Source organism: Paenibacillus sp. N119s (assembly GCF_059447605.1).
The window spans coordinates 1-15,532 of record NZ_JCAJRU010000114.1 but is presented as its reverse complement, the minus strand read 5'-3'; the positions used below and the strand labels follow the sequence as shown (position 1 = coordinate 15,532).

Below are 15,532 nucleotides of genomic sequence, written 5' to 3'. Positions count from 1 at the left end.
AACAAAGCATTAAACGTCGGATTGCCCTGGTCCAATGCCCCTCTAATCGTTGAAGCATCTACATTTTGCTGATTGCCCAATCCTTTGATGTAGGATATCCAGGAATCAGTCCGCACGACCTCAGTTGTTCTGCCATGGATCAATGCTGCTGTACGGATTGTTTCATAGTGGTCTTCGAGGACAGCGGTACTTGCTTTGAATCCCTTCATGTTCCCTTTAGCAAACTGGTTATTCAAACCGCTAACATCTTCTCTTAAAATCTTATAATACTGCTGCCATAAAGGCTGGCGCGGGTGTGCAAGCGCATCTGTCGCAAGCCGTAAATTGGCCGCTGCCTTCACCCACTCATCCGGTGATGCTTGAACAGACTGTGTAGCTTGCTGCACCTCCAGGATGCTGCCGGACAAAGCATGGATAGCCTCTACAGATAGCGCCGCCTGTACTTGCCCAGTGCTGAACCATCTGCTTACCTCGGCTACATCCGCGCGCGCTTTTTCAATATTCCCGTCCATTACGTCACGGTACAGTGTTGCAGCTGCATGATCCAGCTCTTCAATTTCCTTTGTTTTACCTACAGGTTTGGACTGATCCTGTGTCTCTGCCATACCTGGAGGGACGCAGACAGACAGCAGCAGGACCATTGATAAAACAACACTCAAAACAATACGTATCACCTTTGGAAACGCCTGACCTCTAATCATGGGACATCCCTCCTCACCTTACTGTATGGCAAGGTTAACGGGACTAGAACTTGCTTTAGGACGATCGTTTGAACAGTATCTTCCTGTTTCAGCACTACCACGCTAAAATATCATCTAAAGAAATGCCGGGCGCACTCAAGCTACATCACGATAAGACGATACCTTTCGATTGCGCGCCAGCATGGCAAGCCATGCCGTTACAATACTAACAAGGGTCAGCATGTAGGTAAAAGCACGTACTTGCGGTATATCATCCGTTAGTGTTCTGGGAAGATAAGGGTAGATGCCAAAGGTATAATCCATCGTATCATTTAATAATGTCCACAGTGTAGCCAGACCTAAAGCAATCCATTTACAGCTAAAAAAACGTACAAACAGTAACGCTTCGACCGCCATTGCTGTGTGAGATGCTATCAGCATCCAATCCTGCCACACCATGTGTCCCCCCTGCGCTACTCCCCACAAAATAATAACCGAAGCCCAGACGCCATACTTTACACTCGTGACGACAGCTAACGCCTCCATAATCTGACGAATGACCTTTAAGCTCTTGAAATGCGGAGAATAAAGCAAAAACAGTATAGAAATCGTAAAAAAAAAGCTGGCTGTCGGACTATCAGGCACAAATACAATCTGCCATATCGGGTGATAGTTCAGTGTATATTCCAGCTGTCCCCCATACCATATGTACCCATATACTGTTCCAGCCAAATTACACCAGAATAACAGCCACAAAAAGGGCCGGCTCGTCAAGAACGACCGGCTCCACAAATAAGATAACGACACGTCCTTCATCCTCCGTTCATACGACAGTTGCCTTGTACAGGCATGATCTTACAAAGACTATATCATATCCAAGCGTATCAAAAAAACCTGACCGCCGTTACGATCAGGTTTGATGATATAATCTTGAACTGGCGCTTGGTCTAAAATGACCCACTCAAGCTTTCCAGAAGCGTTCTAACTCATTGCTTTCAGCTCATCCGTAAGATGACGAAAAGCTACTTCATCTCCGGAGGCTAACGCCTCATCAATATCCTTGTAAAGTTTTTCACTCCGGTGTTTACGTAATGCCTCGTCCAAAACCATTTCAGCAGACAGGCCCAACATTACCTCATAAGTAACCTTCATTTTATCCATAGGATGCACCTCCAACATGAGTTTAAGAGATCCTATATTCTTTTCCTTTCGCCACATAGCTGAGTGTCGTTCGTGACATCCGCTGTAAATCTGCATCTGTCAATTCGCGCACCACTTTGGCAGGTGTACCGATAGAAAGAGTATAGGGTGGTATTTTGGTATTTTCCGTAACGACCGACCCTGCTCCTATTAAAGCATATTCACCAAGCTCCGCTCCGTTGAGTACAATGGCCCCCATACCAATTAATGTGCCCTTGCCTATCGTACAACCGTGGATAATGGCAGCATGTCCTACCGAAACGTCATCCGCCAGCAACAAAGGTTGATCCGTGTTCACATGTCCCACGACACCGTCCTGAATATTGCAGCGTTCACCAATGATGATAGGCGCCATATCCCCGCGCAGTACGGCATTAAACCATACGGAGGAATCTTGGCCGATCGTTACTTTTCCAACAATTTTTGCTCCTTCTGCCACATAGACAGATGAATGGAGCTGTGGCATATTTCCGTTGTAGTGAATGAGCATCAACTTCACCCTCTCATATTTTGGGTGAAATTCTATCAACACGTGTACTGCTTGTCAATGGAGCCGTATACCCGAGTCGTTTCGCCCAAGGCGGCACTCTCCCGCCAACTTCTGCCCCCAAACCGTCATTTGTATAGAGGATCCCTTCGAATGCTCACCTTGTCGAAGCATCCCCAAGTGAAGCATCATTCGTATAATCCTCTGATCAAAGACCGAACGGGGGGTATCATAGTAAAACGGTCGGATCAGGGGACCGATATGCTCAAAAAGCGACTCTGAGGATGTCCATGGCCTGGCACATTCTCCAATCCAGTAGACTAGTGAGAGCAGATTGGGTACGGCTCCTTTATACAATCTTAACCAAAACCTGAATAGCTGTATCATTTCATCCTCAATTGCAAGCTCCTGTTGTGCCTCCCCCTTTGCGGTCAGCTCAACCCGGTCCCCCTTCTCCTCAATATACTTGGAGTGACGGGCATAATCATACAGTAATGCCATTCGATCCGGGTAAAACTTAAAAGAGGAACCATAGCCAAAACGCCATCCTCCTTTGCCCAATAACGGCTCCGCAATGTGCAAATACTCCATTAGCTGCTGCTGATTGCGACGGTACCAAGCTCCCTCAGGATTAAGCGGAACCTCATGCTGCCTCATGTATTGAAGGAAAAGCCGTAAATCCTCCGCCAGTATATGTCCTTCATCCCGGTACGACGACGGTTCGCTTACCCGAATCATTCTGTTTTGAAAGTCATGTACCATCACACGCCGAAAGCGCTCCTTCATATCCGACGGAATTTGGTACAAATATCTCGTATTGTGCGTTGAACCATTGAACAACCAGCCACTAGAACGCAGACGGGTCACAATATCTCGTGGTCGCTCACCAGCATCCCCGTCCTGCTCGACAGACTGTTTAGCAATCGCAATCAATTCCTCCATACTAAAGTAAGGTCGGTCATCGAACAATAGTGCGTTCAAAAACCTTACCTCTGACAACCTCAGCTCCTTGACTTGCGTCTCAAAAAAACTACTACTGCCGAGCTTTGTCAAAATCCCTTGGATCAACTCATGCTTGGAATTAGGTTTACAGTCACAATCGTAATACACTGCGATTCTGTTCAAATGTACAATATCCGCAAATGTCAGCATATCCGCCAGATTCATTGTTCCATCGCCTCGTCACTGGACTGTCATCCGGAAATGATTCTTACCTGTTGTACCCACAGCTTTGACGGAATCTTCAGACTCTAAACCTCTTTTTTTGCAAAGGTATAATTAAAAAAACAAAAAGACCACAGCTCTACGATGAGTAGAAGCCATGGTCTTTCACCAGCGTTTTGAGTTGTAGTCACTTTTTCTCTTGCAAATGCTTTGTGCAATTATACAAAAGTGGTTCCCAGTCCGCATCCTCACGCTGGAGTACGCTTAATGACAAATTGCCAATTCGTTCCGTGAATTTTTCCTGATATAGAGCCTTATACAAATTAGCCAAAAAACCGCCGTGAGAAACGACCAGCAGATTCTTGTCCCGATTTTCCGTCCAAATCGCCTCCATAAAAGCTAGCGCGCGAAGCTGAAGATCTGCATCGCTTTCCTGTCCCAAATCCAGCAGGTGCCAGTCAACTCCCCACTTCTCTTCGCGTTCGGCCTGTGTCATCCCCTCGACCTGACCATAAGCGCGTTCTCTTAGTCGATCATCAGGTTCCAGCAACGGCAAGTGCAGAGCAGAGGCAATGATATCCCCCGTCTCTTTCGCTCTGGAGAGACTACTTGTAATAAGCCCGTCCCAATGATAAAGCTCTTCCTTCAATCGTTCTGCCAGCAAGCGTGCCTGCCGACGCCCTTCCTCATTCAACGGAATATCACTGTGGCCCTGGATTCTACCTACCGCATTCCAATCCGTCAATCCATGTCTGATTAAGCCAATAAGCATTGTGTCCGATCCTCCGCTGTTGTGTTATTCAGGCATTAAAATGAATTTGATCTAGAGCCTATCGGGTAGCTAATTTCTAACTCTTCTCGTCCGATGGATCCACCCCAAAGAAAATAAAGCAAGCGCAAGTGCCAATACAGACAACAACATCCAGTATTGCGGGTAAGTAGGAACAATGCTTGCAACCAGCGGGTCCATAATGCCACTATTCACATCTTTAATGTGGTATTGATACTGTGGAGATGTACTTGTAGTTTCCAGCAGACCTGTCGGTAAAATACCCGTGTCCATGACAGGAGCCGCTTGGGGGGGACTTTCCTGAGAGGAGCTTCCATTCCAGTTTAAAAACAAAAAGCTGCACAAGAATACGGCCAAGAAGCCGGCAATCCATACAGACATATACTTACGGGCTGCTGGGTTTACACGCGCACGTCGATGCTCGCCCGGAACAAGCCACGGTGATTCTTCATAAATGCGATCCATGACTCTGCGATTCATTGCCTCTAGCTTATCATCTGTTATTTCAAAGGAAATATCACCAATAGCGGATCGACTTTCTTTTGACAAATTCCAATCATTCTCTTCCGAACCATGCTCCCACCCGGCAGACGAGCTCTTGGCCCGTCTGCGCTCCGAGTCTTGTTTCGATACATTTTTGCCTGTAGCGAACAAATCCTCAGCGTCCCTGGATTTCATTGGCTGCTCATCCCTTCGTTTTCCTCATAGAGAGGCTCAAAAAAATAAGGCTCCAACTGCGTCTTCACACTGGTTCTTGCCCGGAAAAGCAATGACTTCACCGCACTGACCGTCTGTCCTAAAATAGTCGCAATCTCCTGATAATCTAATTGCTCATATTCACGCAAAATCAGCGCAGATCGCTGCTTCTCAGGCAATCTGTTGATTGCTTCACGAACCATCTCTACCTTCTCACCGCGAAGAACAGCCTGCTCCGGAATCACATCTGATGGAGCTACTGGTACATACCCGCTCTCTTCCAATGGAACCTGACCACTACGGTGCTTGCGAAGCTCACTTAGCACCGTATTGCGTGCAATTGTATATAGCCAAGTAGAGAACGATGCATCTACCTCGCGAAAAGAATGCAGGCTCCGATACGCCTTATAAAACGTCTCCGAGCATAAGTCCTCAGCAATCATTTCCAGGTTCGAACTTTTCAGCATATGATAAACAAAAGCTAAAATTTTACGTTGGTGCCGCCTCATTAATTCTGAATAAACCTCAACATTACCTTGTTTGATTTCCTGAATCATCTGGGAATCTGTCATCATCCGAGTGAGACCCTCCTCGCCCATACATGTGCTGTTTTCCCGTCCGATTCTGTCTATATATACCGAACAGGTCAAAAAAAGTTGCGCCCTCTGCGCAAATGGATAAAACAGCATCATGGAACATTTGTTATTTTCTTACCCTATGTAGTGCCAACATTAACGGTGCTATCCCCAACATATTCAATATCCAAAATGGACTTACCCATTGTACCACAAAATGGCCGCCAGTAAAAAAGTCCAAAATCCCCACGATTTCCAGCAAAGGCTCCCAAACGCTGGCAGCTAATTCATTTAAACCGCTTTTCAATGGATTTTAAATTTATTCAGGTTTAATGACAAACCCAACGAAAGTGTTCCATTTAGGCACTCGTAAGGATAATTACACAAAAAAGAAAACGCTTTAAAAAAACATTGACAGAATGAAAACGTATACATATAATAAAAGTACAGTATGGTTTCTCTCCACTCCTATCCTACTCAGCTACTTACTGAAAGTAGCTACCACTCGGGGCTTTACCCGGGTGGTTTTTTTTGTTTTCCATTACTCCTCTTTTACTCCTCTTTTCCTTCCCCCCCTTATCTTGGTTGATAAAATATATCAATAATTTACCTATTAGTTGATTATCCTATTAAAACACATTATTATATAATAAATTTTTCAATAGGCAGGGGGCAAGAAATGAATAATAAGTGGAATAAGGCAATATATAAGATTTGGTCTCCAATTTATGATAAGTTTTTTAATTCAGGTAGCTTCCTTAATTCTAGAAAGATGATATTTCAAGAAAAGTCATTTAATAGCGAGCAAAAAATACTTTTTGTAGGTGTAGGAACTGGGGCAGATTTAGAATTAATAAATCACTATGATCTGGATATTACTGCCATAGATTATTCACCTGAAATGCTTAACAAAGCAAAAAAGAAATTTAGCAATACCCCCATACAATTCTTGGAGATGGATGCTCAACAAATGAATTTTATGGATGAGCAATTTGATATAGTAATAGGAAGTCTAATTCTCTCGGTAGTACCTGACGCAAATAAATGCTTCGATGAGATGGTGCGAGTTTTGAAAAAAGACGGGGAAATTATTATTTTCGATAAGTTTTCTCCTAAAGAAAAAAAGCCCTCATTATTCAAAAAAACAATAAGGCCCCTCATTAAAGTGTTAGGAACCGATATAGGATTGAATTTCGAAGAACTACTTGAAACCCAAAAAATAAAACTGCGAATCAAAGAAGATGCACCTATAATGTTCAACGGTATGTATAGAAAGATAGTGATTACAAAATAACGCGTAGCTCCGCTACTTCTTCAAGTAACATAAAAAGCGAGCGAAGAGAACCTTCGATCGCTTTAGATCTTTTCTTACTACTTCACTACCAGAAAGTATGGTGCTTTTAAGGCGGTCCATAGCGTAGAGGTTCATTTGAATCTGGAGAAGCGCAGCGTTCGCCTTTGCCTGTGGATTTCCCCCTTTGAACATAGATTCAGAAAATCCGCAGGCAACAGCGATCGTAAGATCAAATGAACCGCGGAGCGGAGTACCTCCTTAACAAATACTCATACTCTCTTTCCCCTTTATACCACCACTTTATACCCCATCGAATCCAGCAAGGCTTTGGCACGTTCCCAATCCCGCTCTTGACGGAAGGAAAGCCGCATGATGCCAGGAACATCCTCCCGGCTTTCAATGATTCGCATATTGCTCAGGTTAATGCTGTGATTTCCTAGCTCCATCGCAATTCTTCCGATAATCCCTGGGGTATCCGGTACATCAATATACAGATCAAACGTAGAGACGATGACTCCTTTGCGACGCTCCGGCAGTTCACTACGGAAATGCCCAGCTGCCAAAAATTCGTCAGCTATTCCCTCTCCGTCTTGTGTTCTCAGCAAGTGGGTAAATCGCTCAATCTGCCCGTTCCATTCTTCCAGCAAACCCAGTAAAACATCACGATTACTCAGCAAAATGTCCCGCCACACCACCGGGTCACTAGAGGCTATCCGTGTAATATCACGAAAACCACCAGCAGCTAGTGTACGGTACAACGGATTCTCATCATTGTGCTTTCGTACCTGATTCACCAGCGCTGCTGCAATAATGTGCGGAAGATGGCTAATCGCACCAACAATATCATCATGCATATCAGGTTGGACACGCACAACATGAGCGCCGGTATGTTTCAACAAACGTTGCAGCGAGCTGTATGCTTCCTCAGGAACACCCTCTGCTGGTGAAAGCACATAGTATGCATTTTCAAACAGCAACGCGGAAGCAGCCTTGACTCCGGAACGCTCCGAGCCGGCCATCGGATGGCCCCCGATAAAGTAAGCGTTGCGCAAAGAAATTTCAGATGCCTTTTTGGCAATTGCCGCTTTCGTGCTGCCCACATCGGTAATAATACACCCCGCTTTAAGCGGTAGCTTGCTTAACAGCTCAAGATAATGCTCCAGTAAACCAACCGGTACGCATAAAAAAATAAAATCGGCATCCTCTGCCGCCTCTTCAACCGAAAGAGTCGCGGTGTCCACGACACCACGGCTTAACATCGGTTCCACTAGTTCAGGGAGATGAGCGTGGCCGACTACAGTAATATCTGGCTTCCCTTTAAAACAAAGTGCGAGGGACCCGCCAATCAGTCCCACGCCAAAAATAGCAATCTTCATCTCATATCAAATCCCATCTGCGGAAATTATAGGCGTACTTTCGCCGCTTCCGCCCCCAGGACCTGTTCCAGCGCACGAATAAACAACTCATTTTGTGGCTGTGATCCAACGGATACCCTAATATATGTCGGATATTTATGATGACCTGCGCGAATAATCACACCTTTACGAAGCAACTCCTGAAATACCTCACCGGATGGACGGCGTACATCCAGCATAATAAAATTACCATGTGCCGGGAAAGACTCCAGCCCCAGACGTTTCAACTCATTTTGCAAATAAGCTCTACCCTCTGCATTACGATCCCGACATTCCTGAACAAATTCCTGATCTTCCAAGGCAGCAATGGCCGCAGCTTGTGCTACCCGTGAAGTATTAAACGGCTCGCGAACCTGATTGATCAAGCGAATGGTTGACTCAGCTCCCATACCATATCCGATACGTAACGAAGCCAGACCATAGATTTTGGAGAAGGTACGCAATACAACCAAATTTTCGTAAGCTGACAACAAACGAATGCCGTCCGGATATGAACGATCTATTACAAACTCAGCATAGGCTTCATCTAGCACCACCATAATACGCTTGGGTACTTGGTTCAGAAACGCTATCAATTCGGCTTCGGGTACAATCGTTCCCGTCGGATTATTTGGATTACAGATCCAAATAATTTTTGTACGGTCATTGATATGCGACAGCATAGCATCCAGATCATGTACACCCTCACGCAACGGCACCTCAACTGCAACTGCTCCCTCAATTTCCACGTTGCTTTTATATACTGAAAATGTCTGATCAGCCATGATGCTTTCTTCCCCTGGAAGGAGGAAAGCACGCGTAATCAACGCAATAATTTCGTCAGAGCCACAGCCATAGATAAACTGTTCTTCTTTTAAACCCGTTTGTTTAGCTAGCGCCTGTGTCAGAGCAACTGCACTTCCGTCAGGATATACACTGATGTTAGCAAACTCCTGCTGAATGGCCTGCAACACTTTAGGAGAACTGCCATACGGATTCTCGTTTGAGGCAAGCTTGATGACTTCATCGAGTCCCAATTCACGCTTCACATCCTCAATCGGTTTACCGGGCTGATATACTGGCAAATGTACAATATGCGGTTTAGGTTGCATGCCCTTACCTCCTCTATCCTATAGAACTAATTTGAAATTTCTATTTTGACACCTGTTACTGCTTTAATTGTGCCACAAAATCACGAATTTGCAAAAGCCCTTCTTCTCTGCGGGCAGAATCCTCCAGCAATGGAATGGCTTCTTCCACCTGACGCACGATGGCACTGCCAACCACAACTCCATCGCAAATATCAGAAAACCGGACAACCTGCTCACGATTCGAAATACCAAAGCCTATCGCCACCGGAACATTCGTATGCCGTTTGACCTGCGCGATAAAGCCCTCTATCCCTTCAAAAAAAGAAGCTCTTTCTCCGGTTACACCCAGCGAAGATACACAGTATACAAACCCACGGGCCTGCCGAACAATGCGCTCAATTCGCTGTTCAGACGTTGGGGCTACCAGCGGGATCAAATGCACTCCCACCTCGGCTGCCCGTCCTCCCAACTCTTCTGCTTCTTCAAGCGGAAGATCCGGAATAATCAGACCACTGATCCCATGCTCCTGCAAGCCTGCAAAGAAAGCATCCATCCCCATCTGCAATACAGGATTATAATATGTGAACAGAATAAAAGGCAGACTTGAACCTGCTGCTCTAGCCAGAGACGCGGTCTCCATACAGGTGCGGATCGTAATTTGCCGTTTCAGTGCACGTTCAGACGCACGCTGAATCACAGGGCCGTCTGCCAACGGGTCCGAGTAAGGTACGCCTAGTTCCAATATATCAGCTCCGGCCGACTCTAACTGCCGAATGATCTCTATCGTAGTATCCACATCCGGGTCGCCTACCGTCAGAAAAGGAATTAATGCCGTTTTGCCTTCATTTTTAAGGCGTTCAAACGCCTGATCAATTAAATTCATGACGGATTTCCTCCCAAATACTTGATAATGGAGTCCACATCTTTATCCCCGCGCCCAGACAAACAAATAACGATAATATCATCTGCGGTCAACGTAGGTGCCAGCTTGGCGACCTGTGCAACAGCATGTGCCGACTCTAATGCTGGAAGTATTCCTTCGGTACGGCAAAGGAGCTGAAGTGCATCCAGTGCTTCCTGATCGGTAATCGGAACATATTTAGCCCGCTCAATGTCTTTTAAGTATGAATGCTCTGGTCCAACACCTGGATAATCCAGTCCAGCCGAGATGGAATGCGCAGGCTGGACCTGTCCATACTCATCCTGCAGCAGATAACTCATAGAGCCTTGGAAGACCCCTTGTGTTCCCTTGCTCATGGTAGCTGCATGGAATTCCGTGTCGACGCCTTTTCCAGCAGCCTCCACGCCAACCAAAGCAACACCCTGATCCTCTATAAAAGGGTAAAACATGCCGATTGCATTGCTTCCGCCACCGATCGCTGCCACAATAACATCCGGAAGTCTGCCTTCCTTCTCCAAGATCTGACGACGTGTTTCATCGCCTATCACGCGCTGGAAGTCTCGTACCATCATCGGATACGGATGCGGGCCGACAGCCGAACCCAAAATATAAAACGTATCATGGACATGGCTCACCCAATAGCGCAAAGCTTCATTCCCGGCATCCTTAAGTGTACGCGTACCGGATGTCACCGGAATCACTTCCGCACCCAAAAGCTGCATCCGAAATACGTTCAACTGCTGGCGCACCGTATCCTCTTCGCCCATAAACACCTTGCATTCCAAACCAAGCAATGCAGCCACAGTAGCTGTCGCTACACCATGCTGTCCTGCACCTGTTTCGGCAATGACTTTCTGTTTACCCATGCGCTTCGCCAGCAACCCCTGAGCCAATGCATTATTGATTTTGTGGGCACCGGTATGGTTTAAATCTTCACGCTTCAAGTAAATTTTAGCTCCGCCTAGATGTTGACTCAGACGCTCCGCATGATAAAGCGGCGTTTCCCGGCCCGAATAGTCTTTTAGAAGTCCGTTCAACTCTGCTTTAAATTCAGGATCATCCGCATATTTTCGGTAGGATTCCTCTAATTCAATCAGTGCGTTCATCAACGTTTCCGGTACAAAACGTCCGCCAAATGTTCCAAAACGTCCGTTGTTATCAGGTAATTGTGTCATGCCTGCTTCACCCTTTCTATGAATGCTGTGATTTTTGCAATGTCCTTGACTCCGTTCGTCTCTACACCGCTGGAAACATCCAGCCCGTCGGGATGATATTCGTTAATCAGCTTTTCTGCGTTATCGGCGGTCAGCCCCCCAGCTACAAACAGAGGGATTCCATGTTGATGAGCCCAAGCCTGATAAGCAGGAATTCGATCCCATGCAAACGTTTTTCCAGAACCGCCACCATACAGGGGATCATATGTATCCAGCAGTAAAGCATCAATCGTTCCGACATAAGCCTCTAATTCGCCCGCCCGGCGTTCTACCAGGTCCTTCACCGTCTGCCCTTGGCTATCCACAGACCAGGCCTTGAATACCTGTGTGCCAAAACGTTCCTTAAGCTCCCGACAACGCTGCGGACTCTCCTGTCCATGCAGCTGAATGACATCCAATGGTGCTTTCTCCATCACATCATTTAACAGTGCATCATCAGGGTTCACAAATACGCCCACGCTACGAGGTCTGCTGCCTGGTGCCCATTCATCCAATACGCGAAGCAACTCTCCAGCATGTGCGCCGTCAATCCGGCGCTTGCTGTCAGCAAACACAAAACCTATATAATCGACCGGTAAGTTTACCATAGATTTTAGCACTTCAACGCTTTGAAGTCCACAAATTTTTACGCCCGTTTTGTTCATGCTTTAACCCCGTCCATCAAGTCAGCTACAGCCTGTCCTACATCTTCCTTACGCATCAAATGCTCCCCTACCAGAATGCCGTGCGCACCTACCGAATACAGATATTTCACATCGTCCGGTCCTGCAATGCCACTTTCACTGATGAATGTAACCCCTTTAGGGATCAGGGAGATCAGCTCCTCTGTCGTCTGTAGACGGGTCTCAAATGTCCGGAGATTGCGATTGTTTACACCAACTAAGGTAGCTGTTCCTAGATCCAGCACTGCTTTAAGTTCCTCACTGTCGTGCACCTCTACCAGTGCGTCCAGCCCAAGCTCCTTGGCGATTTGTAAGAATGACCCTAATACATGGGGTTCCAGGATAGCCGCAATCAGCAGTACCGCATCCGCTCCCAATAGACGAGCTTCATAGATTTGCCGTTCATCAATGATAAAATCTTTCCGCAGCAGCGGAATTTTCACCTGATCGCGAATTTGCTGTAAATATTCAGGGCTTCCCTGAAAATACGTCACATCCGTCAGTACAGAAATGCAATCGGCTCCCGCTCCCTCATATGCACGTGCAATATCCACTGGCTGGAAATTGGGTCGAATCAATCCTTTTGACGGGGAGGCCTTTTTCACTTCAGCAATCAGTCCGAGCGGACGGTTGCGTCCGCGGGCGAGCGCATGCTCGAATCCTCTCGTCACAGGTAAATCCGCAATTAAGCGTTCAGCTTTATTAATTTGAAAATGCTGCTTTAGCTGCTCCACTTCTTGTCGCTTCGTCACTACAATTTTATCAAGATACATATTGATATTCCCCCGTTGCCTGTATTAATTGATCCAGCTTGGAAAGTGCCCGTCCAGAGTCAATGGCTTCTGCCGCTCGCTTTACTCCGTCTGTCAGAGTAGCTGCTGCACCTGAGACATAGATACACGCTCCTGCATTCGCTAACACAACATCACGGTAAGCACCATGCTCTCCGTTCAAAATTCGCCGTATGATATCTGCGTTAACCTGTGCATCGCCGCCCAACACCTGATCGAGAGAATGCGTCTGCAAGCCCAGATCCGACGGGTGAAGCTCAAATGTGTGAACCTTGCCATCCTTGAGCTCGGATACTCGTGTCACTGCTGAAATACTAATTTCATCTAGTCCGTCCAAACTGCTGACAACCATGGCTCGTTTGGAGCCGAGCTGGTTCAATACCTCGGCGATCACTTCCGTTTTGCCAGCGTCATAAATGCCCAACAGCTGTCGATCCGCACCAGCCGGATTCGTCAATGGACCGAGCATATTGAATACCGTCCGCACACCTAGCTCGCGGCGCGGCGCCGCAGCATGCTTCATAGACGGATGATACAGCTGTGCGAATAAAAAGCAGATGCCAATGCGGTCCAGACACGACCGCGCCTGATCACTCGTCAGATGAATGTTGACTCCGAGCGCCTCCAGAACATCAGCACTCCCGGCACGCCCACTTGCAGAGCGGTTGCCGTGCTTGGCTACCCGTACAGAAACCGAAGCCGCGATAATAGCGGAAATGGTAGAAATATTAAACTTGTGAATGCCTGAACCTCCGGTGCCGCATGTATCCAGCAAACGACTGTTGCCTTCTCCTGCTTGCACTGGACTGGCATAGCTGCGCATTGCTTCGGCAAAACCGGTGATTTCATCCACCGTCTCTCCTTTGAGGCGAAGAGCCGTTAGCAGCCCGCCGATTTGCGCCTGTGTAGCACTCCCACTCATAATCTGTTCCATCACGCTACGGGCCTCCGTACGCGAAAGATGCTGTCCTTCAATGATCCGGCTTAACCCTATTTGCATCATGTCATGTCGTTCCATTGTCGTCTCCTCCTCAGAATCAGATTTGTGTGTGTTACGGAGTGTACAAATAATCTTGGTTGATGACGCTGTTGTAGGGCTGTGTCGTTGCTGGGAACATCGCTTCTGCCGTTCGGATTGCTTTCAGCAGTGCCTTTGCTTTATTCACCGTCTCCTGATACTCGCTTTCCGGTACGGAGTCCCACACAATTCCAGCGCCTGCCTGGACATAGGCCCGGTTCTTTTTAAACACAATCGTGCGAATCGTAATGCAAGCATCCATATTGCCTGAGAAGCCCAAATATCCAATTGCTCCCGCATAGGTTCCGCGTGCTTCCCGCTCCAGCTCAGCAATAATCTCCATGGCTCGCAGCTTTGGAGCCCCTGATACAGTGCCGGCCGGCAGACAAGACAGGAAAGCATCGAAGAAATCCTTGTCCTCACGCAGCTCACCCGACACATTGGATACAATGTGCATGACGTGAGAATAGCGCTCAATCTCCATGAACGTATCGCATTTAACAGTGCCAAACTGGGATACACGCCCCAAGTCATTTCTCCCCAAATCGACCAGCATCAGATGCTCTGCACGTTCTTTTTCATCCTTCAACAGTTCCTCAGCAAGTGCCGTATCTTCGGTTTCCGTTACGCCACGTGGTCTTGTTCCTGCAATCGGTCGGGTCTCTACGCGGCCGTTTTCCACCTTGACGAGTGCCTCCGGCGAAGTGCCTACGATGATCTCGTCATCCATTTTCAAATAATACATATATGGCGACGGGTTCATCGTGCGCAGCACGCGGTATACTTGTAATGGCGAGGCCTCTGTATCAATGTGAAAACGCTGGGATAGCACAACCTGAAAAATATCACCAGAACGGATATACTCCTTGGCCTGCTCTACGTTTGATATAAACTGTTCCTTTGTCACATTGGATTGAATTTCACCCAGTTCCACATCATCAGGAATGGAAGTTGATCCTAATCGTTCCGGCGGGGATTGCTTGCGCAAATACTGCGCCGTAATCTCCAACTTGCGTTCCACATCTGCATAAGCAGCACGAATATCCTCCTCGCGGAACCCTTCACCAATATGAACATTGCCAACCAGCAGGATTTGTTGTTTTACATGATCAAAGACAATAACTTGATCACAGAACATAAAACGAATATCGTCCATATTCAAATCATCTACCGCGTGCTCTGGCAGCTTTTCATAGTATTGAAGCAGGTCATATCCAAAAAATCCGATAGCCCCGCCTGTAAACGGAGGCATGTCTTTCAGTTTCGGACTACGATATTTACGAAGCAATGCTTTGAGCGCCTCAAGTGGCTTATCGCTTAATATTTGACGTTTTCCATGTTGCTCCAAAATCAATCGACCTTTTTTTCCCGAGACCATTAGAAACGGGTCTGTTCCGATGAAGGAATGGCGCGCCCACTGTTCGCCTCCCTCTACGCTCTCCAGCAGAAAGGCACGGTCCCGCTCAGCATACCGACGGAAAATCCGAATCGGCGTCTCCATATCAGCCAGCACTTTTTTGTACACAGGAATCAGGTTAAATTCATTCGCCATTGCTATCACTTGCTCCACATGCG

17 protein-coding genes are annotated in these 15,532 nt (G+C 46.9%); 1 reads left to right on the top strand and 16 read right to left on the bottom strand.

The window, feature by feature from the left end; all coding sequences use genetic code 11:
* The 8 genes from AC5V8P_RS14340 to AC5V8P_RS14305 form a co-directional block, all read right to left on the bottom strand.
* Nucleotides 1-701: sporulation protein YpjB (locus AC5V8P_RS14340; RefSeq protein WP_495473691.1), on the bottom strand; the 701-nt coding region annotated here is incomplete at its 3' end.
* Nucleotides 702-836: 135 nt separating this feature from the next.
* Nucleotides 837-1,487, bottom strand: a complete 651-nt coding sequence (locus AC5V8P_RS14335; protein WP_064796408.1) for a DUF1405 domain-containing protein — start codon at nucleotides 1,485-1,487, stop codon at nucleotides 837-839.
* Nucleotides 1,488-1,661: 174 nt separating this feature from the next.
* The gene (locus tag AC5V8P_RS14330; protein ID WP_013371655.1) at nucleotides 1,662-1,841 is read right to left on the bottom strand and encodes an IDEAL domain-containing protein; all 180 of its coding nucleotides are present in this window, start codon (nucleotides 1,839-1,841) and stop codon (nucleotides 1,662-1,664) included.
* 22 nt (nucleotides 1,842-1,863) lie between these two features.
* Nucleotides 1,864-2,370: a gamma carbonic anhydrase family protein gene (locus AC5V8P_RS14325; protein ID WP_063213470.1), complete on the bottom strand. Its 507-nt coding sequence runs from the start codon at nucleotides 2,368-2,370 to the stop codon at nucleotides 1,864-1,866.
* 54 nt (nucleotides 2,371-2,424) lie between these two features.
* A complete protein-coding gene (locus AC5V8P_RS14320; protein ID WP_064796407.1) occupies nucleotides 2,425-3,534 on the bottom strand; it encodes a hypothetical protein in 1,110 nt (369 codons plus the stop codon).
* A 184-nt stretch (nucleotides 3,535-3,718) separates the two neighbouring features.
* Nucleotides 3,719-4,303 (bottom strand): histidine phosphatase family protein, encoded by a 585-nt coding sequence (locus tag AC5V8P_RS14315; RefSeq protein ID WP_064796406.1) that lies wholly within the window; start codon nucleotides 4,301-4,303, stop codon nucleotides 3,719-3,721.
* 69 nt (nucleotides 4,304-4,372) lie between these two features.
* Complete coding sequence (locus tag AC5V8P_RS14310; RefSeq protein WP_064796405.1) at nucleotides 4,373-4,999, bottom strand: hypothetical protein; 627 nt, start codon at nucleotides 4,997-4,999, stop codon at nucleotides 4,373-4,375.
* The gene (locus AC5V8P_RS14305; RefSeq protein WP_013310707.1) at nucleotides 4,996-5,592 is read right to left on the bottom strand and encodes an RNA polymerase sigma factor; all 597 of its coding nucleotides are present in this window, start codon (nucleotides 5,590-5,592) and stop codon (nucleotides 4,996-4,998) included. Before AC5V8P_RS14305 ends, AC5V8P_RS14310 begins: the two co-directional genes overlap by 4 nt.
* Before the next feature lie 679 nt (nucleotides 5,593-6,271).
* Here AC5V8P_RS14305 and AC5V8P_RS14300 point away from each other — a divergent pair.
* Nucleotides 6,272-6,886 (top strand): class I SAM-dependent methyltransferase, encoded by a 615-nt coding sequence (locus tag AC5V8P_RS14300; protein WP_064796404.1) that lies wholly within the window; start codon nucleotides 6,272-6,274, stop codon nucleotides 6,884-6,886.
* A gap of 287 nt (nucleotides 6,887-7,173) precedes the next feature.
* Here the strand turns inward: AC5V8P_RS14300 and AC5V8P_RS14295 are convergent, their stop codons facing one another.
* From AC5V8P_RS14295 to trpE, 8 genes are all read right to left on the bottom strand, one after another.
* Complete coding sequence (locus AC5V8P_RS14295; RefSeq protein WP_064796403.1) at nucleotides 7,174-8,262, bottom strand: prephenate dehydrogenase; 1,089 nt, start codon at nucleotides 8,260-8,262, stop codon at nucleotides 7,174-7,176.
* A gap of 26 nt (nucleotides 8,263-8,288) precedes the next feature.
* Nucleotides 8,289-9,392, bottom strand: coding sequence for a histidinol-phosphate transaminase (gene hisC, locus AC5V8P_RS14290; RefSeq protein ID WP_064796402.1), 1,104 nt, complete (start codon nucleotides 9,390-9,392; stop codon nucleotides 8,289-8,291).
* 55 nt (nucleotides 9,393-9,447) lie between these two features.
* On the bottom strand, nucleotides 9,448-10,254 hold the full coding sequence (gene trpA / locus AC5V8P_RS14285; protein WP_064796401.1) for a tryptophan synthase subunit alpha: 807 nt from the start codon (nucleotides 10,252-10,254) through the stop codon (nucleotides 9,448-9,450).
* On the bottom strand, nucleotides 10,251-11,447 hold the full coding sequence (trpB, locus tag AC5V8P_RS14280) for a tryptophan synthase subunit beta (protein WP_063213478.1): 1,197 nt from the start codon (nucleotides 11,445-11,447) through the stop codon (nucleotides 10,251-10,253). The genes trpA and trpB overlap by 4 nt, the downstream gene beginning before the upstream one ends.
* The gene (locus AC5V8P_RS14275) at nucleotides 11,444-12,130 is read right to left on the bottom strand and encodes a phosphoribosylanthranilate isomerase (protein WP_064796400.1); all 687 of its coding nucleotides are present in this window, start codon (nucleotides 12,128-12,130) and stop codon (nucleotides 11,444-11,446) included. Before AC5V8P_RS14275 ends, trpB begins: the two co-directional genes overlap by 4 nt.
* A complete protein-coding gene (gene trpC / locus AC5V8P_RS14270) occupies nucleotides 12,127-12,921 on the bottom strand; it encodes an indole-3-glycerol phosphate synthase TrpC (RefSeq protein WP_064796399.1) in 795 nt (264 codons plus the stop codon). Before trpC ends, AC5V8P_RS14275 begins: the two co-directional genes overlap by 4 nt.
* A complete protein-coding gene (gene trpD, locus AC5V8P_RS14265; RefSeq protein ID WP_063213481.1) occupies nucleotides 12,911-13,957 on the bottom strand; it encodes an anthranilate phosphoribosyltransferase in 1,047 nt (348 codons plus the stop codon). Before trpD ends, trpC begins: the two co-directional genes overlap by 11 nt.
* 34 nt (nucleotides 13,958-13,991) lie before the next feature.
* The coding region (gene trpE, locus AC5V8P_RS14260; protein ID WP_495473690.1) for an anthranilate synthase component I at nucleotides 13,992-15,532 on the bottom strand (1,541 nt) is incomplete at its 5' end.